We start from the raw sequence: 23,663 nt of genomic DNA on the forward strand, positions 1-23,663 counted from the left end.
GATGAGCGAAGGCCGCAGCTGTCCGTTGGCGTACCGGTACTCTGCCGAATCGCTTTGCCAGGATCCCCGAACGGTCTCTGAGGACGTGCTGTATATCGTTGGAGGGCTTTACGGGAATCCCTGGGCCCTCGATGAAATCGAGCAGTTGGCATTGGCGGAAGAGCGGCAGGGGCATCGGGTGAAGCTGGTGTTCAATGGCGACTTCAACTGGTTCAACGCCAGCGACAGCCTGTTCCGGACCATTAATAACCGGGTGCTGGATCACACGGTCAGCCTGGGCAATGTGGACTATGAGCTGGCGAATCCCAGTGCCGGCGCCGGCTGTGGCTGCGCCTATCCGGATTTTGTTGATCAGGGCGTGGTGGAGCGGTCGAACCGGATCATGGAACGGCTTCAGGGCATTGCTGGGGAACATCCGGATATCCAGCGGCGGTTGTCCTTGCTGCCAAGGTATCGATGCCTGATCTTTGGAGGCCTAAAGGTTTTGGTGGTGCATGGTGATCCAGAGTCCCTGGCCGGATGGGGGCTGGCTTACGAAGCCTTTTGCAAGGGTAACGATGGCAAGCTCTCGGAATGGTTCCTGGCCTCGGGGGCCGATGTGATTGCCTCCACCCATACCTGCCTGCCGGTACTCTGGTCGGGTCTGGTGGGTGAGCAGAGTTGGGTAGTGGTGAACAACGGATCTGCGGGCATGGGTAACCTGCAATCGGATCCGCGCGGATTGATTACCCGCATTGGCCTCTCCAGCCCTGTCATTGAGCCTGTTGCCGGAATTGAGCGCCAGGGTCTGCATGTTTCTCTGCTGCCGGTATCCTTCCCCCTGGAGGCCTGGCTGTCGGAGTTTGACCGGTTATGGCCGGCCGGCTCGCCCGCCGCTGTGTCCTATCGGAACCGGATTCTGACTGGCACCTCACTGAGTGCAGACGATGTGATTTTCCCTTCACTAATTTAACCATTTTGTCACTGGCGAATGCTTCAATCCGGTCTATTCTGAAAGAGTGAGCTGGGGCCTTGCCGTAGGCGGGTTTTGAGCTGTACTTGAAATATATTTTGTGGTCTATATAATTCAACACTAACTTTTTGCCACGAACTGATCACGCTATGACATCAGAAGGATCGAATACCACCGCCATCACGCTTCGCACACCCGTGAAGGATGATGGCTTCAGGCTCCACCAGCTGGTGGCAGAGTGCCCGCCGCTGGACCCCAACTCGATTTACTGCAACCTGTTGCAGTGCAGCCACTTTGCCGAAACCGGCGTGGCGGCGGAGAAGGAAGGCGATCTGGTCGGCTTTATCTCCGGATACATCCCTCCCCAACAGCCCGATACCGTGTTTGTCTGGCAGGTGGCGGTTCACGAAAAAGGTCGTGGACAGGGCCTGGCCAAGCGGATGCTGAAAGAAATCGTTGGCCGTGATGCATGCAAGAACGTCACCCATATGGAGACGACCATCACCGAAGACAACGAGGCCTCATGGGCGCTGTTCCGTTCATTCGCCCGTGATATGGGAGCCGAGCTCACCTACCACGAGCATTTCGAGAAAGAGACCCATTTCGGCGGGCAGCATGATTCCGAGTTTCTGCTGCGCATCGGGCCTTTCACGAAGCCAGTCTGAGAGCCGCGGTCCAGGATCGGCCCTGTCATGTAATTGCGGGGCTGTGAACGACTGTAAAGCTGTGATTTGAATTAGCCGGCGGACCACTGAGGTAGGTCTGTCACAAGGCTTTAATCAACGCACGGTAGGCCTATCGCGACCGTATCCGCATTTTTTGATAAGCCACCGCGCATCTACCTCGAACCTGACATGCTAAGAGGCAAGACGATGGAAATTTTCGAGTCGACCGAATCCGAAGTACGTGTATATAGCCGTGCGTTTCCGGTTATCTTCAACCGCGCCAAGAACGCGCACCTTTACACCGAAGATGGCAAGGAATACCTGGATTTTCTCGCCGGCGCCGGGTCCCTGAACTACGGCCACAACAACGATATTCTGAAGAAGGCACTGCTTGAGTACATCGAGGCAGACGGCGTGAGCCAGGGCCTGGACATGTTTACCACGGCCAAGCACGACTTCATGGAATCCTACAAGAAGCACATCCTGGATCCCCGTGGCCTGGACTACAAAATGCAGTTCACCGGTCCCACCGGCACCAACTGTGTGGAAGCGGCCCTGAAGCTGGCCCGCAAGGTGAAAGGTCGCAGCGGCATTATCTCCTTTACCAACGGTTTCCACGGCGTGACCATGGGGGCGGTTGCCACTACGGGTAACAAGCATCACCGCGGCGGTGTTGGCACGCCGCTGGGTAATGTCGATTTCATGTTCTACGACGGCTACCTGGGCGACGATGTTGATACCCTGGCGATCATGGACAAACTGCTGAGCGACGGTTCCTCCGGCTTCGAACTGCCGGCGGCGGTGATCGTGGAAGCGGTTCAGGGCGAAGGTGGTCTGAACGCCTGTCGCGCGGAATGGCTGAAGGGGCTGTCTGAACTGTGCAAGAAGCACGATATTCTGCTGATTCTGGATGATATCCAGGCGGGCAATGGCCGCACCGGTGAGTTCTTCAGCTTTGAGTTTGCCGGTATCAAGCCGGACATCGTAACCGTGTCCAAGTCCCTCAGTGGCTACGGTCTGCCGATGGCGCTGGTGTTGTTCAAGCCGGAACTGGACGTTTGGGATCCGGGCGAGCACAACGGCACCTTCCGTGGTAACAACATGGCGTTCATTACCGCGCGGACCGCTGTTGAGACCTACTGGAAAGACGACGCCTTTGCCAACGAGGTAAAGGCCAAGACCAAGGTGCTGGGCGATGCGCTGCAGGCGATTTGCGACAAGTACCCCGGTCAGTTCAAAATGAAGGGGCGCGGTTTGATGCGTGGCATTGAAGCAACCCACGCGGATATCACAGGCCCGATTACCAAACGTGCCTTCGAGCACGGCCTGATCATCGAGACCAGTGGTCCGAACGATGAAGTCATCAAGTGCCTGATGCCGCTGACGACCAGTGAGGAAGACCTGAAGAAAGGGGCAGCCCTGCTGGCGAAAAGTGTGGACGAAATCATGCAGGAAGGGCTTAGCGAGGCGTCGTAAGACGCCCGCACCTCCGGACATTCATGCTGCAGGATAGCAAAGGCAAAACTATGACCAGCCAACAACATACCGTTGAAAAGATCGGCGGTACGTCGATGAGTAACTACGAGGCCGTCCGAGATAACATCATCATCGGTAATCGAAAGAAGGACGACCTGTATCAGCGCATTTTCGTGGTCTCTGCCTACGGTGGTGTGACCAACGAGCTGCTTGAACACAAGAAAACCGGTGAGCCGGGCGTCTACGCCCTGTTTGCGGATGCCGAGTCGGACTGGGCCTGGGGTGACGACCTCACCAAACTGGTCAAGTTCCTGACCGATATCAACGGCGAACTGTTTGAGGATCCGATGCTCAAGCAGCAGGCGGACCAGTTCATCACCGACCGTATCGAGGGCGTTCGGGGCTGCCTGATCGACCTGCAGCGCCTGTGCTCCTACGGCCAGTTCCAGCTGGAAGAACACCTGCTGACAGTGCGCGAAATGCTGGCCGGCATCGGCGAGGCTCACAGTGCCTTCAATACCGCCCTGAAGCTTCAGCAGGAAGGTATCAATGCCCGCTTTGTGGATCTGACCGGCTGGCGCGATAACGAGCTGCTGCCGCTGGACGAAAAGCTTAAGCAGGCCTTCGACGCGGTGGACCTCACCCGTGAGCTGCCCATCGTGACCGGTTACGCTCAGTGCAAGGAAGGTCTGATGCGCACCTTCGATCGCGGTTACAGCGAAATGACCTTCAGCCGGGTAGCTGTGATCACCGAGGCCCGAGAGGCGATTATCCACAAGGAATACCACCTGAGCTCTGCCGATCCCAACATCGTCGGCGCAGACAAGGTGGTGCCCCTGGGGCGTACCAATTACGACGTTGCCGACCAGCTTGCCAACCTCGGTATGGAAGCAATTCATCCCCGTGCTGGTAAGGGCATGCGCCAGAACGAGATTCCGCTGCGGGTAATGAATACCTTCGAGCCGGAACACACAGGAACCCTGATCACCGGCGATTACGTCAGTGAGAAGCCTCAGGTGGAGATCATCGCTGGCGCCAAGGGTGTTTTTGCCGTGGAAGTGTTCGATCAGGACATGCAGGGCGAGCCGGGTTCCGACCGTCGTATTCTGGATGTATTGAGCCGGTTCAAGGTTCGGTTCATGTCCAAGGACACCAACGCAAACACCATCACCCATTACGTGGGCAGCACCCTGAAACACGTCAAGCGGGTGGTCAAAGCGTTGAAGGAAGAGTTCCCCAACGCCGAAATCAACACCCGGAAGGTGGCCGTGGTTTCCGCTATCGGCAGCGATATGAAGGTTCCGGGTATCCTGGCCCGTTCCGTCAAGGCCCTGGCCGATGAGGAAATCAGCATTCTGGCACTGCACCAGTGTATGCGTCAGGTGGATATCCAGTTTGTGGTGGACGAGGACGATTACGAAAAGGCGATTGTTGCTCTGCACGGCGTTTTGATCGAGCCCCACAACCACGAGTACGCCATTGTCGCAGCCTGAGTCGCTGCAGCCTCGCAAGTAATGCCCGCAGGCCGACCGCTCGTGTCGCCTGCGGGTTTTTACTGACCCTCCCCCGGTAAATCCATCAGCAACAGCACGTCGTATTCCTTGGTGTAAATTCTGACCGGTACCTTAGCCATGCGAACGACCGAAAGGCTGGGACCGTCTCCGACAACGCCCAACGATGGTGAAAGGGATTCCCTGGTCGGGCTGTACTTCAGGGATGCGTCCCGGTATGAACTGCTGACAGATGAGGCTGAACGCCGCCTCTCCCGCAAACTGACACTGTGCTACCGAATCATCAGTACCGAACTGGCCTTGCCGGAGGAGACTCCGCAGACGTTCCGGGAAGTGATTGGTAGCCTTGGAGACGCTTGTGCGTTTTCCTCCCGATGTCGTCGGGCTTTCCATCTGGCGACCGCCTGTCGTCGCAAGCTGATCCAGAGCAACCTGCGCCTCGCGGTGCACATTGCCCGTCGTTATGGTCAGCACGGTATCCCCATGTCAGACCTGATTCAGGACGCCAACGTTGGCCTCATCAAGGCCGTGGAGCGTTTCGATCCTACGAAAGGCTTCCGGTTCTCGACCTACGCTTACTGGTGGATCAGTGAGGAAGTGAAGCGCTGTCTGCAGCGTGGAACCCGTTTGGTGCACACACCAGAGAATGTGGTGGACGAGATTCGTCAGCTGCACAAGGTGTCACTGAGAATGCATCAGAGCCTCGGCCGCACACCCTCGCAATCCGAGCTGGCCCGGGAGATGGAAGCCAGTCCGTCCAGGATTGGCGAATTGAGAGCGCTGGCGACCAGAGAACTGTCCACGGACGTGCCTTTGGTGGAAGATGGCTCAGTCACCCTGGGCGACAGCCTGGATGCCGGTGATCAGATGGCGCCGGATCACCCGATGTCCGACAGGGACCGGCGGCGGACCCTTAAATCCATGCTCAGCGAGCTGAGTGATCGGGAAAAGGATATTCTGTCGCGCAGGTACGGTCTGGGCTTGCCAGAGCCGGAGACCCTGCAGGTAATTTCCGATGACCTTGGTATCAGTCGTGAACGGGTGCGACAGATCGAGAAAACAGCGTTGCGGAAATTGCAGAGCCGCTTTGAAACTCCCGAAGATGCCTTTGGAGCCTGATAATCCATCAGGCTCCTGATTGCCCTGAAAGCATCAATGTGCGGCGTGGAGAAGGAAGAACCAGGCGGCCGCGGTGAGCTGGCAGACCAGTACGACCGAGGTAAGAAGAAGTCGAAGCCGCAAATACCAGGCCGGCCAGTAGACCCTCATCCAACGTGCGTCCACCAGGTAGAGTGCCAGATAGGCGCTGGTATAAAGCACAATCTGGCCGGTAACAGGCAGAAGGAGACCGACGCCCGCGGCCACAAAAAACACCTGACTGAGTAACATGGTAATCAGAGGCGATAGGGGGTAGCAGCAGTTATCCAGCTGCATGGCAATGGGCCAGTAGACACCGGCCATGAAGGCGAGAATACCTGCGCTGTAAAGATAGAAATAGCCAACCAGTGCCACGCTGTACTGGGGCATGAAAAACAGCCCAGCCAGAAGGCCGATAAAAGGAATCAGTCCGGCAATGCCGACCAGGATGGCGAGTCTTGCTACTGCGATCACGGTTTCTGCCTCTGCACCCTGATTCGCATGGGTTCAATCTCTGAGGGATCCATGCCAACCATTTCATGGTAGGCGGAAGGGTGCACCACCTGGGTTTCCCGGATATCGAAGGAGGCCAGGGTATCCTGTATCTGCCAGGCACTCCGGAACAGGCTGGTAGTCCCGTTTTTATCGGACAGAAGAAGCAGCTGACCGTCCATACTCAGGCGGGCCATGTAATGTTGGCCCTCAAGCGAGAGGATCTCAAGCAGGTCGATAACAGGGCTCTGCAGGCGTCTGAGTTGGTCGAGGGTGATTCGCACAGTAAAGCTCCGGGGTTTGAAACACTCCAGAACTTACGACCCCCCGGCCTATTGAGATCATTGGCTCAGTAAATAGCATTGCCGGTGCTGCGGGCACTGCACCAGGTGATCGTTCACCATGCCGGTGGCCTGCATGAAGGCGTAGACAATGGTGGGGCCCACAAAGGTAAACCCGGACCGCTTCAGAGCCTTCGACATGGCCTCTGATTCGGGGGTAGTGGTGGGAACCTCGGAAAATGAACGCCAATGGTTCTGAATCGGCTGGTTCTCGACAAAGGACCAGAGGAAATTGCTGAAGCCAATACCTCTGTCCAGCAGATCCAGATAGCCTCGGGCATTCTTGATCACCGACTGTACCTTCAATCGGTTGCGGATGATGCCCGGATCGGACAGCAATTCCTCGACCTTTGCTTCATCGTAGCGGACGATCTTTTCGGGGTCGAAATCGTCGTAGGCGGCGCGGTAATTGTGCTGTTTTCGAAGGATGGTGATCCAGCTCAGACCGGCCTGCTGGCCGTCCAGGCAGAGTTTTTCGAATAATGCGAGGTCATCGTATTCAGGGCGTCCCCATACGGTATCGTGATAATGCACGTATAGTGGGTCTTCGCCACACCATGGGCAGCGTTCCGGGTAATCCATAATCTGACCTGTGTTATCTGTGTCTGGCCCGAATCACGGGTTTTTGCAACGGATAGTGCGCTGGAACAGCGGCTCCCAGGAAGCCTCCATGGACTCGGCATCCACCAGGCCAAAGTCGTGTGGCGGCGGCTCAAGCAGGGTGATTTCAGGCCACACCGGCCGGCTTCCTCGAAACACCACGGTTACCAGATAGCCCTCAATGTAGCAGCAGGTGGCCTGCCAGTCCTGTTCAGGCTGGTCGCCGTACATCTCAAAGTTCTTTCGCACCTCCAGAGTCTGCAGATTGCCGGCAATGCCGCGCCCGGTCGCTTTCAGCCAGGCTTCTTTCAGGGTCCAGACCTTGAGGAAGGTATTGGAGTCGTCTTCCCGGAACAGCCATTCCTGTTCGACCGGGGAGAACCAGCGCTTCACAACCTTCTGCCATTGAGGGTGGCGCTGGCAGGGTTCCAGATCCAGTCCAATGGGTGATCCTGCATAAGTGGCGCAGGCAGAAAGACCCTGGCTATGGCTTAGAGACAGTCGCCAGCCTTCCGGTGCGCCGGACGCATTGGGGCGCCCGGATACCGGGCAGCAGAGCTCTGGCGGCATCTGGGCTGACTTGCCGATGGCCTGACGAATCAGCCAGCGGCTGGAAAGGTATTCGCGTTCCCGGGGGCCGCTGAATTTGCTCGCCGTCTGGCGTTCGTATTCTGTTAGCCAGGGCGGGTGCGCAATCTCGGGCCCGTCTGTCTGGTGGCATAGCCAGATGGCCGGCCGTGATTCAGGGCTGAAGTCGTTGGATGAGCCAGCCATCGCCGTCCCTCACATATTCAAAGCGGTCATGAAGCCGACTGGGCCGGCCCTGCCAGAACTCAATACGGTCGGGGACGATGCGATAACCACCCCAGAAGCTGGGCAAGGGCACTTCTCCATCGCTGAATTTGCGCTTGATCTCAGCCACCTTCTGTTCGAGCAGTCCTCGGGAGGTAATGGCCTTGCTCTGCTCGGAAACCCAGGCGCCAATCTGGCTGCCCCTTGGTCGCGATGCAAAGTAGCGCAGGGATTCGGCCTTGCTCACTTTCTCGACGGCGCCCTGGATCCGTACCTGTCGATTCAGTCCGATCCAGGGGAAAAGCAGGGCCGCCTGCGGGTTCTCTTCCATTTCCCGGGCCTTCCGGCTGCCGTAGTTGGTGTAGAAGACAAAACCCTGGTCGTCGAAGTACTTCAGCAATACCGTGCGCAGGTCCGGCATGCCATCCCGTCCCGTGGTCGCCAGCGACATGGCGTTGGGTTCGAGAATGCCCGCCTCCCGTGCATCTTCAAACCAGCTTTGGAACTGTCTGACCGGATTACTGTCCAGCGCATCGCGATCCAGCCCCTCGCTCTCGAAATCACGACGCATATCGCCGATGTCCATAATTCTTCCTCTAGTTCGAGTTGTACTGGCACGGGATAAATACGACTCCGAAGCATATCGGGTTCAGGCCTGCCTGTCAGCGCTGCTTATGTCTGAATCGCTTACATAAATCCAACAAAAAAATGAGACCCGGTTCACAGCTGACTCGTATTTCTCCGGACGTTGATGCAGGTCAGTACCGAGCAACGGGGAAAGCTGGTCTGTTCGTACACACTGATAAAAGGTCTGAAAAAAATGATGTCCGAATACGATCTGCCCCTTGTTGTCGCGTCCTTTCTGGTCGCCGTGCTGGCTGCATACGCTGCCCTGTTTTTTGGCGCCAGGTTGACCAACGCCAAGGATAGCGAGCGTCGAAAATGGCTGTCCGCTGGCGCCTTGTTGATGGGCACGGGTGTCTGGACCATGCACTTTGTCGGGATGCGGGCCATGCCGATGGAAGTCGCAATGTCGTTCGATGTCCTGATGACGGCGATTTCCTGGCTTGCCGCTGTGGTTGCCTCCGGCGTTGCACTGCACATCATCGGGCGTGACCGTCTGGGTGCGGCCCTGTTCATCGGTGCGACGCTGTCCATGGCCGGTGGCATCGTTGTCATGCATTACCTGGGAATGTATGCGATGCGAATGTCAGCGCCGCCGACATTCAATATCGGATTTCTCATCGTTTCCATCGTGATTGCTATTGTCGCTTCCGGGGCCGCACTCGCCCTTTGCCGCAAGTTGCAGCACATGGATGGTTCCCGATCCCTGGCCATTCAGTTTGTGGCAGCCCTGGTCATGGCCGCTGCGATCTGTGGCATGCACTATACCGGCATGATGGCGATGACTTTCCCTGAAGGCGCTGTACCGGCGGCCGACAATGGTCTGCGAGGCGGCTGGATGGGCATACCACTGGCCGTTTTCTGTATTGCGCTGCTCGCTGTCGCGTTGGTGGTCACTGTCAGGGATGTGAAACACCAGCGTGAACTTGCGGTGTTCAAGGCAGAAGAAGACCAGCGGGTGGCAGAACTTGCTTTCACCGATGCTGTCACCGGGCTGCCGAATCGTTCAGCGCTGGAACAACGGCTGCTGGATATCCTTGCCCGGGACAACGCAGGTGGCAACCCGTTTGCCCTGATTTATCTGGATATTGCCAACTTCCGTGAGCTTTCCACTGGCATGGGTGACGAATCGTTGAATGCGGTGGTCAGGGAAATCAGTGCAGCACTGCAGGATCAGATGTCGGAACAGGTGTTCCTGGCCCGGTACTCGGCCAGCGCCTTCTTCGCCCTGGTGCCGGATCATGAGGACAGTCAGCACGCGTTCATGTACAAGCGGCTCCGGCAGATCGATGAGCGCATCGGGACTCCGTCGATGCCGGTTACCTGGCGCGCCGGCCAGTCCGCTTATCCGATAACTGGGAATTCGACGCGTAAGCTGATGCGTGCAGCCATGGTGCCGAGAGACCTGAACGAGATTGGCCAGTTTACAGACATGGTTTCTGACCCGGAACTGGTTTTGCCGGGTCATAACCGCCACAGCTGACAAAATGGCACCAGGCCGACTATCCTTGTGAACAGGCAGGTGGGCAAGATTGCCCCGGGAATCCGCCGTTTATAAGGAGATGTCCGTGGCTCAGAGCCGTAAGCGCAGTCGCATGTCCAGGAATCTGTTGATTGGATTCCTGGCGCTTCTGATTTTGTACACCCTGGCAGGTTTCCTGCTTCTTCCCTGGTGGCTGGAGCGGCTGGTGCCGGAGCAGCTGGACCAGCGGATGGGCTGGCAGGCAGAAATTACCGATATCCGTACCAATCCCTTCACCCTGCGGGTCGAAGCACTGGGCCTGTCTGCGGCCGACACGGATGGCGAGCAAGTAATTGCCTTTGATCGGCTGATGGTGGACATGAATTTTTTCCAGCTGGTTCGTGGTATTGCCGGTTTTGAAGCAATTCAACTGGACGAGCCTTACGTTCGGGTGGATCTGCTGGAGGACTACAGCGTTAATTTCGCCAGGGACTGGCAGGCGGCCAATCCGGAGTCTGCTCAGGAAGAGCCGGCCGCGGCGCAAACGGAGGAAAACTCTGGTCCACCCAGGCTCTATTTTGAGCAAATTGCGCTGAACGGCGGCGAAATGCTGTTTCGGGATTTCACCAAAGAGGAAATGGCGGAGTTTCGGATAACCCCACTGGACCTGACCCTGAACGACCTCGCCACCTGGCGCCGGGAGGGACAGGATAGCGACTATTCCCTGCTGGCGGCTTTGGGTAGTCAGACCATTGAGTGGCAAGGTGATCTGAGTGTCGCACCCTTCTACTCCAACGGTACCCTCAAGGTGTCCGCCGTGGGTTATGAAACCCTGGCCCATTTTCTCGCGCCGTTTTTCCCCTATGACCTGCGTGGTGGCAGCGTCACCCTCAGCTCAGACTATGAAATCCAGGCCGGTGACGCCTTTTACCTGGAGACAACCAATGGTCAGCTGCAACTCGACAATCTCGCAGTCGCCCTGGATGAGCAGAGTGAACAAGCCAGGTTGAACAACGGCATGCTGTTTGTGGATGCCATCGGTTTTGACCTTAACCGGCGGGAAGTCCGTATTGGCCAGGTTTCTCTGGACAACCTGGATCTCGCCATGGCGCGGAGTGCGACCGGAGAGATCGACTGGCTGGCGCCGCTGGCATCCGATGACGGTGAAGCTGCAAGCAACGGCGAAGCTTCTTCCGGCGGCGAGCCGTTCCGTTGGTCAGTAGCGGGTATCACGCTCTCCGGAGGGCGGGTTCTCTGGCAGGACAGTCAGCCGGAGACTGCGGCTGAAATTGCCCTTGAACAGCTCTCGGTTTCAATTGGCGAACTCAGCCATCAACTTGAGGAGCCGGTAACCTACAAGGTGGCCGGAAGGCTGGCCAGTGGCGGGCAAGTTTCACTGAACGGCCAGGTAACCCCTACGCCGTTTACGTTGGAGGCTGCCATTTCCGGTAGCGATGTGTCTCTGGCTGCCTTCGAGCCTTACGTTCAAGAAGGCGCCAATCTTGCCATAACCAACGGCACTCTGGGGCTGGATGGCAACCTGGATCTCGACGGTCAGCAGGACCCTCTCACCGGCACCTTTAGCGGTACTGCGGAAGTGGCCGGCCTTGACCTGAAGCTGCCTGACAGTTCCGGATCTCTGGTGTCATGGCAAACCCTGCGCCTGGCGCCGATTGAATACAACGTCCATCCCGCTCGGCTGGAAATCGGCACTGTGACCCTGGCACAGCCGGTTATCAACATCGTCCGAAATACCGACAGTGTCCATAACGTGGAGCGTATTGCCAGGACAACCGGGTCCGCCGAAGAACAAGCGCCGGCAACGGGCGCTCAGGGCGCGGGCGATTCCGAGCCGGAGTTCATTTTCCGGATTGGCCAGCTGATGCTCGAAAATGGCCAACTGGCATACACCGATCGAACTCTGGACCCGGCCTTCACCACGTCGTTTGATGAGCTGAATGGCAGCGTTACCGGGCTGAGTAACATTTCCCCGCAGCAGGGTAAGGTCTCCATCCGGGGCCGGGTCGGCGGCGTGGCCGATCTGGACTTTGAAGGCACCATTGGTACCCTCGGCACCGAGGACGTCAGCGACCTCCAGCTGATGATGCAGGATGTTTCGCTGCCGGCGCTATCGCCTTATTTCGGACGGTACCTGGGCTATGGCGTGGACAGTGGCAAGCTGAATCTCAATTTGGATTACGAAATTGCCGGCTCACGAATTGATGCAACCAATATGGTGGTGATGGATCGGCTTGAGCTGGGGTCCGCCATAGCCAGCGATCAGGCCGTCAATGCTCCGGTCAAGCTGGGTCTTGCCCTTTTGAGGGATAGCAAAGGCGTGATCGAGGTGGACCTGCCCATCAGTGGGGACCTGTCCGACCCGGACTTCAGGGTTGGCCAGGTGGTGATGCGGGCCTTTGTGAACTTGCTGGCAAAAGCGGCGGCGTCGCCGTTCAGTATGCTTGGATCGATTGCCGAACTGGCCGGCCTGAGTGGTGAAGAGCTGGGCAAGGTGAGTTTTATTCCCGGCAGTATCCAGTTGGCTGAAGGCGAGGCGGAAAAGCTGGCGGCATTGGCAGACGCGCTGCTGGAACGGCCGGACCTGTTGCTGAACATTCGGGGCAACGTTGAGCCCCAGGCAGACGGACTTGCGCTATTGCGGGACGATCTGACCGCCGGCGGTAAGCAAGAACTGTCTGAGGAGGCATGGCAGGAGGCCCGTGAAGCTTACCTGGCCGGTGAGCGCTCACTGGCGCCAGAGGCGTTGAGCAACCTGGCGTCCTCGCGAGGCATAACCCTGCGCAATGTCCTGCAGCAAACCCACGGGGTACCCGCGGATCAGTTATTCCTGCTGGATCCAGCCCGCAATGCGGAAGTGGGAGGTGAGGGTAACGTTGTCGTCGCGTTCAACCTGGATGTTCGTTGAATTCAGGGGGCCTCGAAACCGGTCAGAAAACCGGCCGGCAACTGCAGCCCCCAGTTTTCAACGAGTTGCCGGTATCGACCGTTGTCCACCAGCGGCGCCAGCAGTCGCAGCATCTCGTCTGCGCTCGCAGCCCCGTCCTTGCGGGCGATGATGCTGAGCTGATAGCGCTGGTCCGGTTCATTTGAGATCAGTAATTTGTCCCAGTCCTCCGGATGCCGGGCCAGGTGCCGCTGCAGGTAGGAGTAGCTGACGATGGCGACCTCCGCAACGGACGGCCGGTCTGCCTTGATCAGCTTGATGTTACGGGTGTGGCTGTCGGAAAACTCGATGTTGAATCTCTGCTCCAGCACGGAATTGTCGGTTTCATACCCGGTAAAACCATAGTGATAGCCTGAAATGGCGACGATAGATCGGCTTTTCAGGTCGTCAAAGAATGAGGAATCTCTACCGGGCTTCTTGAGAGCGACATACAGTTCTTCGTCGGCCAGGATCGGGCGGCTGATGTCCACCTCCTTCTCTGTCCAGCCCCAGTCGGGGCTTTCAAAGAAGATGACGTCGTAGAGGCCGGCATCGAAATCCAGGTATCGTCGCTTGGGTGAGGTGTGAAAGACCCGGAAGGATACCGTTGGGTGGGCTTGCTCGAGTTCCTGCAGCAGGTCTCCGAGCAGGCCTGTGGCTTCACCGCTGTTGCCAACACTGGCGATTGGGGGAAAGTGGTAAACGCCCACAGTGATTTCGGTTTCTTTTGCATAAACCGGTGCCGTTGCCAGCATAATAGCTGCAGCAAGGATGGCCAGTAGTTTCCGAATATGGGCTTTGGTGGACACGGTATCCCCGGTTATGTAACAAATGAATACGCATTCAGAATAGCACGGGGATTTTGTGCACCTGAAGCAAAAGATTATGAACCTATGCAAAACAGGTATGTAAGTGATGGGTAGCGTTGCCAGCCATTTTTTCGCCTATGTTTCCCGCCTGCGCTGGATCAAGCGTTGGGGGCTGATGCGAAATGCAATTGAGGAAAATGTGGCCACCCATTCCTGGGAGGTGGCGACCCTCGCCCACGCCCTTGCGATAATCCGCAATCGGCATTTCGGTGGCCAGGTGAACACCGACCGCATTGCGGCGGCAGCGCTCTACCATGATGCGACGGAAGTAATTACCGGCGATATGCCAACACCGGTGAAATACCATTCGAAGGTGATGCGTGAGGCGTTCGGGGATATCGAGCACAAGGCCGAGGCCGAATTGTTGGCACTGCTGCCGGAGGATCTGCGGGAGGATTTTTCACCCTACGTTCGGGAATCGCAGCTACCGGCAGAAGACAAGGAACTGATCAAGGCCGCCGACAGGCTGTCGGCGTGGCTCAAGTGCCAGGCGGAGATCCGCGCCGGCAACAAGGAATTCGAGCCGGCCGCCCGGCAGATCCGCCAGCGGTTGGACGCAGACGGACTGCCAGAGGTTGCCTATTTCCTGAAGGTGTTTGCCCCCAGTTACGAGCAACCTCTGGACAACCTGCTGGGGTGAAAGCTGTCAGGGCTTAACTGTTACCTGCAGATCCAACGAGCCCGCCACGCAGACCATCGCGCTGCAAATGCTGGCGAACGGTGTCCTCGGGGTTGCCGGCCAGTTCCCGGAACATGCCCATGGAGCCCAGCAGCGCTGAGGATTCATAGGGCACGAACACCCGCTCTCCCTCTTTCGCCATATTCGGCAGAACCTTGATGTAGCTCTGGCCCAGCAGGTAGCCAATAACCGTCTGTTTGTTTTCCTCGGAGTCACCCATGGCACTGAGTACCAATCGAATGGATTCCTGTTCGCCCTGGGCGCGGAGAATGGCCGATTCCTTGTCGCCCTGGGCGTTGAGAATGGCGGACTCCCGCTGGCCCTGGGCCATGGCGATGGCTGCTGACTTTTCACCCTCGGCCTCGGTCACCGTGGCCCGGCGCTTGCGCTCCGCAGCCATCTGCAATCGCATGGCTTCTTCCACTTCTTCCGGCATGCTGATGTCCTGAACCTCCACCCGGGTGAGTTTTACACCCCACTTGGAAGCGGCCTCTTCCATCTCGGCCTGGATCGCGTTATTCACCTCGCTGCGGGATTCAAACAGCTTGTCCAGTTCCATCTTGCCGACCACCGAGCGCAGGGTGGTCTTGGCCAGCACTTCCACCGCCTGGCTCATGTTGGCCACTTCGTACACGGCCCGGCGCGGGTCGATGATCTGGTAGTAGAGGGCGCCGTTGATCTTCACCGTCACGTTGTCGGTGGTCACCACGGGCTGTCCCGGAAAGTCCATGACCGTTTCCCGGCGGTCGATGCGGGTTTCATCGCTCATCACCGGATGATAATCCTCACCCATGCGTACATAGCGGATCATGGTGATCGGCCGTGGGCGCTCGATGAAGGGAATAATGATGTTCACACCGCTTTCGAGGATCCGGTTGAACGACCCCAGGCGCTCAATCACCATTACCTCCGACTGGCGCACGATGACCAGACCCTTGGCAATGATGAAAATGCCAATGGCGACTACGATCAGACTGATAACCAGTCCGGGTGAAAGATACTGTTCCATGCTTACTGTTCCTTGTGTGTGATCGTCTCAACAACGGCGGTCGTGCCGTCAAACTGTTTGAAAATGACGTCGGTTCCTTCCGGAAGGTCGGTTTCTCCGGTGTCAGTCACTCGCAGGCGATAGAAATCACCATTGACCTTGATGCCCGTGGCTCCATCGAAATCCCGCTTCAGGGTCTGATAACGCCGGCCTTGCTCAACGCCGGTACCGGTTGTGCCATATGCCACACCTTTGGGTGAGAAGCGCGGACGGATCCAGCGAATGGCGACAGGTACCAGAATTCCCGAGAACAGCCCCATACCGGCCAGCTGCCATTCGAATGGTGCTCCCAGAAAGGCCAGCAAGGCGGTCAGCGCGGCCGCAATGCCCAGGGCCAGAAGTAACAGGACACCTGAGGCCAGTTCAGCCAGGCCCAGCACCAGCGCCAGGATCAGCCAGAAATGCGTAAGACTCCATTCCATACAGAAAATCCACAGATTCGGGGGAGGTAGAGGGCCGGTGTCGTGCACCGGCCAACGGCAAGGGATTGTACCGGAAACCGGGTGCCGCGTCAGAGGGTGGCCGGAATGCCATGTGGCCTGGTTCACTAAAGCCATATCCCGCAAGCAGGCAATTGTTAGAGTATCTGCTTTAATTGATGTGCCTACAATTAAGAGGTCTGTGACCATGAAAAATCTGAAGAACAAAGTTGCCGTTGTTACCGGTGCCGGTTCGGGTATCGGCCGCGCGCTCGCCAAATCGCTGGCGGACCGGGGCTGCCGGCTGGCGCTGTCTGACGTCAATGAGGCAGGCCTTGCGGAAACCGCGGAAGGGCTTGAAGGCGCCGATGTAAAGACCTACCGGCTGGATGTGTCCGATCGTGATGCGATCTTTGCCCATGCGGAGGAGGTTGTGAAAGATTTCGGTCAGGTCAATCTGGTCATCAACAACGCGGGCGTTGCCCTGTCTGCCACGGTGCGTGAGATGACCGACGAAGACTTCAAATGGGTCATGGACATTGATTTCTGGGGCGTTGCCCACGGCACACGGGCGTTCCTGCCCCATCTGATTGCCTCGGGCGATGGCCATGTGGTGAACGTGTCCAGTGTGTTTGGCCTGATCGGAGTGCCCAAGCAGAGCGCCTACAACGCCGCCAAGTTTGCGGTGCGCGGATTCACCGAAGCCCTGCGCCAGGAAATGAAGCTGGAGAACCAGCCGGTGGCAGTAAGCTGCGTGCACCCTGGCGGCATCCGCACCAACATTGCCAATGCAGCGCGCATGGGCAAGTCCGAGAACGCGGTCGCCCAGCGTAAAGGTTTCGATAAACTCGCCATGACCACGCCCGAGAAAGCCGCAGAAACCATTGTAAAAGGCATCCTCAAGAATGAGTCCCGTATTCTGGTAGGCCCGGACGCCTGGGGTATTGACGCGATCAACCGCCTGCTGGGTTCTGCTTACCAGCCGCTGGTGGAGCGTTTCTCCCGCAAGAACCTCTATATCTGAAGACTCGATGCGTGCGGCGGGCCTGAAGCTTGGGCTCGCTGTACGTTTTACAAACAGTTTTTCGGGGCTATACTCGGAAGCTGATCCAAGGAAGAGTCAGCATGAATACGCCTCACCATTCTGACCTGGGGGCCACTCTGGAACAGAGCCGCTCGGGTCTGCGCGACAGCCATCGCCGCTCGCTGATGCGGCTGCTTTTTCTGATCACCGGCTCGGCTCTGGTGATTTTTGCTTGCCTGCAGTTTCTCAATGGCTACCCCTGGGTGGCGGTTGCTGAGCTGTTTGCCAGCACTTTGCTTTTTTTCGGCGTCTGGCGCCTGAAATCCACTCCTCATCTGCAGCAGTGGGTCTATGCCTATCTGGTGCCTTTGTTCGCGTTCTTCCTGGTGATCATGCTGTTACCGGAAGCCTCGGTGTCCGCTTTCGTCTGGGTGCTGATGATGCCGGTTCTCGCCTACCTGTTGCTTGGCAAGAAAGAAGGCATGATTCTCAGCGCACCCTTCATGCTCGTCGGGGGCGTTATCTATTACATTCACCTTGGTCAGGTCGGCAGCCCCCACGCGATGATCGATCTGCTCAACATGGTGTTGTGCGGTGCACTGATGCTGGCCTTCATTCACCTGTATGAGGTGCGCCGCGAAGAGTCCGAGCAGCGCCTGGTGGACATGGCCCAGACTGACGCACTGACCGGCCTCGCCAATCGCAGCAACTTCCAGGGTACGTTGAATCGCACCATTGCCGAGTGCGATCGCAGTGGAGCCGGTTTTGCCCTGGTGGTGATGGACATTGACCACTTCAAGGTCGTTAACGACACCCTGGGCCATGAGGCAGGAGACTTTGTTCTGAAGAACATCAGCCGATGCCTGACCGAACGGCTGAGAAGCACCGATTTTGTCGGCCGCCTGGGTGGTGAGGAGTTCGGCCTGATCCTGAGGGATGTGAAGCCGGCCGATGCGTTTGTCCTGATGGACGAGCTGCGCCAGCGGATCTCTGATCGGGAGCTGCCCTATGGCGATGCCCGCATCCGGGTAACCGCCTCCTTCGGGATTGCCCAGTGGCCAGACCATGGTCGCGAGGCCGAAAGCCTGTTCCGGGTTGCCGATCGGTGGCTATACAGTGGCAAGCGAGCGGGGCGGAATCGGGTTGTAGGGGCTGGCCATAACCCCCGTCAGCTTGAGATTCTGACTGTCGAAGCCGGCTGATTCCGGTATTCTTGAGACAGTCATTCTCCTGCAAGATTGAAGTAGCCCATGTGTGAACTGCTGGCCATGAGCGCCAATACGCCCACCGACCTGTGTTTCAGTTTCACCGGCCTGACCCGTCGGGGTGGGCAGACCGGCCCCCACAAGGACGGCTGGGGAGTGGCCTTCTACGAAGGCAAAGGCGTGCGGGCCTTCCACGATGCCGATGCCAGCGCCAATTCCCGAATCGCCGAAGTGGTCCAGACCCACCCGATCAAAAGCGAAGTGGCCATCTGCCACATTCGCCAGGCCAACGTCGGCGACATCTGCCTGGCCAACACCCACCCTTTCATGCGCGAACTCTGGGGCCGCTACTGGGTGTTCGCCCACAACGGCCAGCTTTCCAGCTTCCGTTCAAATCCGGGGTTCTACGAGCCGGTCGGAACCACCGACAGCGAAGCCCTGTTCTGCGATATCCTCAATCATCTACGAACGCACTGTGACCGCAATACCGGAACCGATGAAATCATCGACCGCCTGGTCCGGTTGTCGGTCGCCTACGCCAGCCAGGGCGTTTTCAACCTCCTACTGAGTAACGGCGACTGGCTGTTCACCTACTGCACCACCAAAATGGCCAGCATTACCCGACGGGCTCCGTTTGGTCCTGCCCGTTTGAAAGACGCCGATGTAACGGTGGACTTTGAATCGGAAACCACGCCCAACGACATTGTCAGTGTAATTGTGACGGAACCGCTGACCACCGACGAAAAATGGGATGTCTACCAACCGGGCGAATGGCGGTTATGGAAGAAAGGAGAAGTCATTCGATCCGGAGTGGCCAAAGCGGGCTGCTGATCTCTGCCAGATCAAGCGGATGAGTGGGTGGGGAGGCCTTTGTGCAGGGAAAAAGATGTCTGAGCGTAGCGAGTTGTTTTTCCCGGAACAAAGGCCTCCCCACCTGCTTGTCCGCGTAACTCCGAAGATTACTGCAGAGTTCGGCGATTACCCTTCTGATACTGCGGTGCAATATGCGCCTGGATTTCTTCCTTGAAACGGGCAATCAGGTCGCTGTTGTCGTGATCCCAGGGATGGAAGCCGGGTTTGAAGTACTCCAGCCATGTGGGAATCAGGCTTGAGAAGGTGCCGTTTACGCCCCAGAGGCGCCAGAGACCCGTGGCGGTGTCTTTCAAAGAAAAGTTCTTGCGGTCGTTCAGCATCATCCGGCTGGTAAAATAGGTGCTCATCACGCCCAGAGCGGCGGTGCTGAAGGCGAGATAAAAGGTTCTCTCGGCGTAGGTGCCGCCGGCCGCCTGGAATACATCGTAGGCAACCGCCTTGTGCTCGGTTTCTTCAATCGCGTGCCAGACCCACAGCGGGCGCATGGATTCATCCATGTCCTGGCGCACGTCGTCACGCTCCAGCAGCATGTCGGCCATCATGGCGGTCAGGTGCTCCAGAGCACAGGTGATGGCCAATTGGTGGCGTTTGGGCAGTTTCTTTGCGATTCCCAGAACCACTTCCAGGTGTTTTTCCAGTTCCTCCACCGGCATGCCCTGGTCACGAACGTGCTGGTTCATGGCGATGTGCTCCAGGGAGTGCATCGCCTCCTGGCCGATGAACCCGCGTATCTCCTCTTTCAGCTTGGGATCGGAGATCTGGTCCCGGAACGCTCTTACCGAATCCACGAAGAACTGCTCGCCCTGAGGAAACAGCACCGAGAGCGCATTCATGATGTGGCTGATGGTGTAGCTGTTGTCGACCCAGTAACGCGGCACCTGCTCACCGAACTCAAAGCCCATGCGCTGGGCTGTGATGGTGACGTTGTCGGGTGTGTTGGAGGCTCTGTTGACCGGAGCCGTCTTCTTTTCTGCGGTTTTGCTGCTCAGCATGTGTGTACTCCTCACTCTGGCTGATGTCATGGCTCCAGTGTGGGGCAGTCAATGTCTGGCAGGAATGCGCAAAGGGGACGGCAGTCGATCAGGATGGGACAAGGGCCGGAAATTGATTGGCCAGGCTGACGGCGACCCGGGTGTGCCGGGCCCCACTGTTCCGGCGGGAGGCATCTGATAGAGTCAGCTGAAGTGCTACAGCCAACTCAATAATAAGGATTGCCAATGAGCGCACACGGTCCGGACAAAGAACGGCAGATGCTGGGATTGTTCCTGGTGCCGGGCGCTTACCTGCGGGTTCTGGCCGAGACCGTCCGGCAACTGGGCTATAACGACCGGCTGCTATATGAAGGCCTGGATGTCAGCCCGGACGATCTCAAGTCCAACGACAGCCGGGTGTTTGTCACCGATGCCATCATCATGGCCAAGCGGGCAGTGAACCTGGCCGGTCAGGACGGTCTCAGCTTTATGCTGGCCCGGGAGTTGCGGCTGACAATCCACGGGACCCTGGGCTTTGCGGCCCTCACCAGCCCCACTTTCGCCGATGCCCTGGATTCGGTGCGCCGATACCTGCATCTGAGAGTGCCTTTCCTCAGCATGAGCCAGTCCGAAGCGGGCGATCAGGTGCTGGTAAAACTCTGCACCGAATTCGAAGTGCCCGGCCTCTATCCGTTTCTGGCCGAGACCGTCAGCGCCACCCTGATCCTGCTGACCGAACAACTCCTGGACCGCGAGGACGCCGCCAAACACGGCTTTGCCCTGGAAGACGGCAAACTGCCGGGTGTCACCGTTCGCCTGAGCGCTCCGGAGCCGCCCTGTTACCAGCGGTTTGCCGACCAGCTTCCCGTTCGGTTCGAGTACGGCCAGCCCGACGAAATGATGGTGTTCCCCCGGGAGCTTCTCGACGTGCGCATGCGCCTGGCCGATGCCGAAGCCTCCCGAATGGCCCGTGACCAGTGCGAGTTCGAGCTGCAGAAGGCCCTGAAGGAACAGGGTGACATCGTCCTGGCGATCCGCAACATGCTCCGAATGATGCCCGGGCCGTTGCCGTCACTGGAAGCCATGGCCGAACGTTTCTGCGTCTCGTCCCGAACCCTGAAACGCCGACTGGCCGACCGGGATACCAGCTATCGGGAGATCCTCGAAGCGGTGCTGAAAGACCGGGCGATCCAGTTGCTCCGGTATACCAACCAATCGGTCAGCGAGATTGCCTACGAATTGGGCTATGCCGACCTTTCCAACTTCAGCCGGGCGTTCCGCAAGTGGACCGGCAAGTCGGCCAGCGAGTTTCGTGAGGGTGGTCCGGATCCGGCGCCTGAGGTTGGTCCCTGATTCTTTAGGGCCTCCTGGTTTGGAGCGTGGTCGCAGGGCGGGGCATAAATTTTTCAGGTAAAAAGCAACTCGCTTCGCTCAGACATCTTTTTCCCCGAAAAAATAATGCCCCACCCCACGCCCTGCTTACAGAAGAGATTGCCGTCTTAATTTTTTGTTGCTCTGTCTTAATTTGCTTTTCGTTTCCTATGCCACAATGGTTCGACGGACGGGGGGAAGGAATATTTTCCCGACAGGAAAAAGATGTCTGAGCGAAGCGAGTTGTTTTTCCCGAGGGAAAATATTCCTTCCCCCCGGCCAGCCCCCAAAACAACCCGGCTAGGGCCATAATTGAAACCGGACACCAACCCAAAAGGATGAAAACGAACATGACCCAAAGGCCAAACACCCACAGTAAGCTGATCGGCTACCTGCTCTGGATCTTCGGATTCCTGGGTTCGCACCGGTTTTACTACGGCAAACCCGTTACCGGCACCATCTGGTTTTTTACCCTGGGGCTGCTGTTCATCGGCTGGATTATCGATTTATTCCTGATCCCGGCCATGGACCGGGAGGCGGACCTGAGGTTCCGGGAAGGCGAGGTCAGCTACAACATAAGTTGGATCCTGCTGACCTTCCTCGGTGTGTTCGGGATTCATCGGATGTACATGGGCAAGTGGGTTACCGGCATCATCTACCTGTTTACCGGCGGCCTGTTCCTGATCGGCGTGCTGTATGACTTCTGGACCCTGAACAACCAGATCTCCATCCGGAACGAGGAGCGCCGGTTCGGTTGATCGGTTTTGCCTAGAGGCCGGCGGCAGTTTCCAGTTCGACCAGGGCCTCTTCCAGATAGTCGAGCATCCGCTGCAGGCTGGGTAGCGTGCGGCGGCAGCCGATGAGGCCGAATTCCACCTGGTCGCCGTAGCTGGTCAGGGTCATGTTCAGGGCCAGGCGGTCCATGGCGATGGAGACCGGGTACATGCCGTCCATCGTGGCACCGTTCCAGTAGCAAGTCTCTCGCGGTCCGGGGACGTTGGAAATCACCACGTTGAAGGTCTGCCATTTCGGTGCCATGCCGGTGAGCAGATTGAACGCTGCCGGCGCCAGGGTCAGGGCGGTGTAGTTGATGATTTCTTCCGGGGACATGTCGGCGTAGCGGTCCTTGGCGGCTTTCACGTCCTCATGGATCTGCATCAGTCGTGTCACCGGGCTGGTGACATCGGTGTGTAATGAGGCAAGGATTACGCCGACCTGGTTGCCGCCGGAACTGTCATCCTTGCGCAGGGACACCGGCACCATGGCGATCAACGGCTTTTCCGGCAGGGCGTCCTGATTCATCAGGTAGCTGCGCAGTGCGGTGGCGCACATGGCCATCACCACATCATTGACCGTGGTTCCGTAGATTTTACACACCGCCTTTATCCGGCTGAGCTCATAGGACTGCGCGGCGAAGCGTCGGGAACCGGTGATCTTCTGGTTCAGGATGCTGCGGGGTGCGTGAAAAATGGAGGAATAGGCCGGGTCTTTGCGGGCGTCGTTGATGGTTCGCAGCAGTTCCCGGGCCACGGTGGGCACGGTGCCCAGTTGCTTGCCGGATTCGCCCAGCAGATGGCTGACACTGCGCCACAGGGAGGGGCCGCCATCATCCTTGTCACGTGCCGGGCGGGGAGGCATGGCCCAGATCGGCGGCATGTCCCGCTCGCCGGTATCCTGGCACAGCATCTGGGTGACCATCCGCATGGCCGATACACCGTCCACCAGGGCATGGTGCACCTTGATGTACACCGCAAACTGCCGCTCCCCCAGCCCCTCAATTAAATGAAATTCCCACAGCGGACGTTCCCGGTCCATCAGGTGGGAATGTTCCGCCGAGACAAACGACAAGAGTTCCCTGACCCGCCCAGGTGTGGGTAGCGCTTCGAAGCGGAAGTGGTGTTCCAGATCCAGGTGCTCGTCTTCCACCCAGACCGGCTGGCCGAAACGATAATCCAGACGCTGGTTAAACGGCGGGGTTACCTTTGTGTACTGTCTGAGCCGGTCGGCTAGCCGGGCGACGTAATCATCCGGTGCGTCATCGGGAAAAGAAAACAGCTGAAGACCGCCCACGTGCATGGGCTGCTGCCGCTTTTCCAGCCAGAGAAAAAGCTGATCCGTAGGGCTAAGAGGTTTCACGGAGCGTCCTTGTTAACAGTGTTGTGACAATAGTAGCTCAGATGGCTGACGACGGGATTGACTCCGGTTCGC

Annotated in this window: 23 protein-coding genes; 13 read left to right on the forward strand and 10 right to left on the reverse strand. The window is 58.0% G+C overall.

The window, feature by feature from the left end; translation table 11 throughout:
* Position 1 precedes the first annotated feature (1 nt).
* From ACO06L_RS14795 to ACO06L_RS14815, 5 genes are all read left to right on the forward strand, one after another.
* The gene (locus ACO06L_RS14795; RefSeq protein ID WP_202346335.1) at positions 2–952 is read left to right on the forward strand and encodes a hypothetical protein; all 951 of its coding nucleotides are present in this window, start codon (positions 2–4) and stop codon (positions 950–952) included.
* Between the two features lie 149 nt (positions 953–1,101).
* Complete coding sequence (gene ectA / locus ACO06L_RS14800) at positions 1,102–1,617, forward strand: diaminobutyrate acetyltransferase (RefSeq protein WP_099618130.1); 516 nt, start codon at positions 1,102–1,104, stop codon at positions 1,615–1,617.
* A gap of 207 nt (positions 1,618–1,824) precedes the next feature.
* Positions 1,825–3,093: a diaminobutyrate--2-oxoglutarate transaminase gene (gene ectB / locus ACO06L_RS14805; RefSeq protein WP_202346336.1), complete on the forward strand. Its 1,269-nt coding sequence runs from the start codon at positions 1,825–1,827 to the stop codon at positions 3,091–3,093.
* A 50-nt stretch (positions 3,094–3,143) separates the two neighbouring features.
* Positions 3,144–4,586, forward strand: coding sequence for an aspartate kinase (locus ACO06L_RS14810; protein WP_202346337.1), 1,443 nt, complete (start codon positions 3,144–3,146; stop codon positions 4,584–4,586).
* A 138-nt stretch (positions 4,587–4,724) separates the two neighbouring features.
* On the forward strand, positions 4,725–5,723 hold the full coding sequence (locus ACO06L_RS14815) for a sigma-70 family RNA polymerase sigma factor (RefSeq protein WP_202346338.1): 999 nt from the start codon (positions 4,725–4,727) through the stop codon (positions 5,721–5,723).
* Positions 5,724–5,756: 33 nt separating this feature from the next.
* On the opposite strand, the gene ACO06L_RS14820 is transcribed toward ACO06L_RS14815, so the two are convergent.
* The 5 genes from ACO06L_RS14820 to pdxH are packed head-to-tail and all read right to left on the reverse strand — an operon-like array spanning position 5,757 to position 8,552.
* Positions 5,757–6,215 (reverse strand): DUF3429 domain-containing protein, encoded by a 459-nt coding sequence (locus tag ACO06L_RS14820; protein ID WP_202346339.1) that lies wholly within the window; start codon positions 6,213–6,215, stop codon positions 5,757–5,759.
* Positions 6,212–6,517: a DUF6482 family protein gene (locus tag ACO06L_RS14825; protein WP_064229322.1), complete on the reverse strand. Its 306-nt coding sequence runs from the start codon at positions 6,515–6,517 to the stop codon at positions 6,212–6,214. The genes ACO06L_RS14820 and ACO06L_RS14825 overlap by 4 nt, the downstream gene beginning before the upstream one ends.
* A gap of 57 nt (positions 6,518–6,574) precedes the next feature.
* Complete coding sequence (locus ACO06L_RS14830) at positions 6,575–7,156, reverse strand: DNA-3-methyladenine glycosylase I (RefSeq protein ID WP_202346340.1); 582 nt, start codon at positions 7,154–7,156, stop codon at positions 6,575–6,577.
* Positions 7,157–7,189: 33 nt separating this feature from the next.
* On the reverse strand, positions 7,190–7,948 hold the full coding sequence (locus ACO06L_RS14835) for a 4'-phosphopantetheinyl transferase family protein (RefSeq protein WP_064229320.1): 759 nt from the start codon (positions 7,946–7,948) through the stop codon (positions 7,190–7,192).
* Positions 7,917–8,552 carry a pyridoxamine 5'-phosphate oxidase gene (gene pdxH, locus ACO06L_RS14840; protein ID WP_064229319.1) on the reverse strand — a complete coding sequence of 212 codons (636 nt, stop codon included), beginning with the start codon at positions 8,550–8,552 and terminating at the stop codon, positions 7,917–7,919. The genes ACO06L_RS14835 and pdxH overlap by 32 nt, the downstream gene beginning before the upstream one ends.
* 165 nt (positions 8,553–8,717) lie before the next feature.
* Between pdxH and ACO06L_RS14845 the strand changes: the two genes are divergently transcribed.
* Complete coding sequence (locus tag ACO06L_RS14845; protein WP_227715686.1) at positions 8,718–10,073, forward strand: MHYT domain-containing protein; 1,356 nt, start codon at positions 8,718–8,720, stop codon at positions 10,071–10,073.
* Positions 10,074–10,152: 79 nt separating this feature from the next.
* A complete protein-coding gene (locus ACO06L_RS14850) occupies positions 10,153–12,978 on the forward strand; it encodes a DUF748 domain-containing protein (RefSeq protein ID WP_202346565.1) in 2,826 nt (941 codons plus the stop codon).
* Between the two features lie 2 nt (positions 12,979–12,980).
* On the opposite strand, the gene ACO06L_RS14855 is transcribed toward ACO06L_RS14850, so the two are convergent.
* Positions 12,981–13,805 (reverse strand): transporter substrate-binding domain-containing protein, encoded by an 825-nt coding sequence (locus tag ACO06L_RS14855; RefSeq protein ID WP_320407617.1) that lies wholly within the window; start codon positions 13,803–13,805, stop codon positions 12,981–12,983.
* Positions 13,806–13,911: 106 nt separating this feature from the next.
* Between ACO06L_RS14855 and yfbR the strand changes: the two genes are divergently transcribed.
* Complete coding sequence (yfbR, locus tag ACO06L_RS14860) at positions 13,912–14,505, forward strand: 5'-deoxynucleotidase (protein WP_202346341.1); 594 nt, start codon at positions 13,912–13,914, stop codon at positions 14,503–14,505.
* Positions 14,506–14,518: 13 nt separating this feature from the next.
* On the opposite strand, the gene ACO06L_RS14865 is transcribed toward yfbR, so the two are convergent.
* Both ACO06L_RS14865 and ACO06L_RS14870 read right to left on the reverse strand, forming a co-directional pair.
* A complete protein-coding gene (locus ACO06L_RS14865) occupies positions 14,519–15,553 on the reverse strand; it encodes an SPFH domain-containing protein (protein ID WP_202346342.1) in 1,035 nt (344 codons plus the stop codon).
* Between the two features lie 2 nt (positions 15,554–15,555).
* Positions 15,556–16,014, reverse strand: coding sequence for an NfeD family protein (locus ACO06L_RS14870; RefSeq protein WP_008176913.1), 459 nt, complete (start codon positions 16,012–16,014; stop codon positions 15,556–15,558).
* 205 nt (positions 16,015–16,219) lie between these two features.
* Between ACO06L_RS14870 and ACO06L_RS14875 the strand changes: the two genes are divergently transcribed.
* The 3 genes from ACO06L_RS14875 to ACO06L_RS14885 all read left to right on the forward strand — a co-directional run bounded on the left by ACO06L_RS14875 (position 16,220) and on the right by ACO06L_RS14885 (position 19,071).
* Complete coding sequence (locus ACO06L_RS14875) at positions 16,220–17,035, forward strand: SDR family NAD(P)-dependent oxidoreductase (protein WP_202346343.1); 816 nt, start codon at positions 16,220–16,222, stop codon at positions 17,033–17,035.
* A gap of 101 nt (positions 17,036–17,136) precedes the next feature.
* Positions 17,137–18,237: a GGDEF domain-containing protein gene (locus tag ACO06L_RS14880; protein ID WP_064229313.1), complete on the forward strand. Its 1,101-nt coding sequence runs from the start codon at positions 17,137–17,139 to the stop codon at positions 18,235–18,237.
* A gap of 48 nt (positions 18,238–18,285) precedes the next feature.
* A complete protein-coding gene (locus tag ACO06L_RS14885) occupies positions 18,286–19,071 on the forward strand; it encodes a class II glutamine amidotransferase (RefSeq protein ID WP_202346344.1) in 786 nt (261 codons plus the stop codon).
* 128 nt (positions 19,072–19,199) lie between these two features.
* On the opposite strand, the gene ACO06L_RS14890 is transcribed toward ACO06L_RS14885, so the two are convergent.
* Entirely contained in the window at positions 19,200–20,105 is a 906-nt protein-coding gene (locus tag ACO06L_RS14890) for a metal-dependent hydrolase (protein ID WP_202346345.1), read from the reverse strand.
* Positions 20,106–20,330: 225 nt separating this feature from the next.
* Between ACO06L_RS14890 and ACO06L_RS14895 the strand changes: the two genes are divergently transcribed.
* Together ACO06L_RS14895 and ACO06L_RS14900 are read left to right on the forward strand one after the other, a co-directional pair.
* Entirely contained in the window at positions 20,331–21,437 is a 1,107-nt protein-coding gene (locus ACO06L_RS14895; RefSeq protein ID WP_202346346.1) for a helix-turn-helix domain-containing protein, read from the forward strand.
* A gap of 368 nt (positions 21,438–21,805) precedes the next feature.
* Complete coding sequence (locus ACO06L_RS14900; protein ID WP_202346347.1) at positions 21,806–22,213, forward strand: NINE protein; 408 nt, start codon at positions 21,806–21,808, stop codon at positions 22,211–22,213.
* Positions 22,214–22,223: 10 nt separating this feature from the next.
* Here the strand turns inward: ACO06L_RS14900 and ACO06L_RS14905 are convergent, their stop codons facing one another.
* A complete protein-coding gene (locus tag ACO06L_RS14905; protein ID WP_202346348.1) occupies positions 22,224–23,591 on the reverse strand; it encodes a WS/DGAT/MGAT family O-acyltransferase in 1,368 nt (455 codons plus the stop codon).
* Positions 23,592–23,663: the final 72 nt, after the last annotated feature.

The sequence above is a fragment of the Marinobacter sp. genome, from assembly GCF_965229985.1.
Lineage (GTDB): Bacteria > Pseudomonadota > Gammaproteobacteria > Pseudomonadales > Oleiphilaceae > Marinobacter.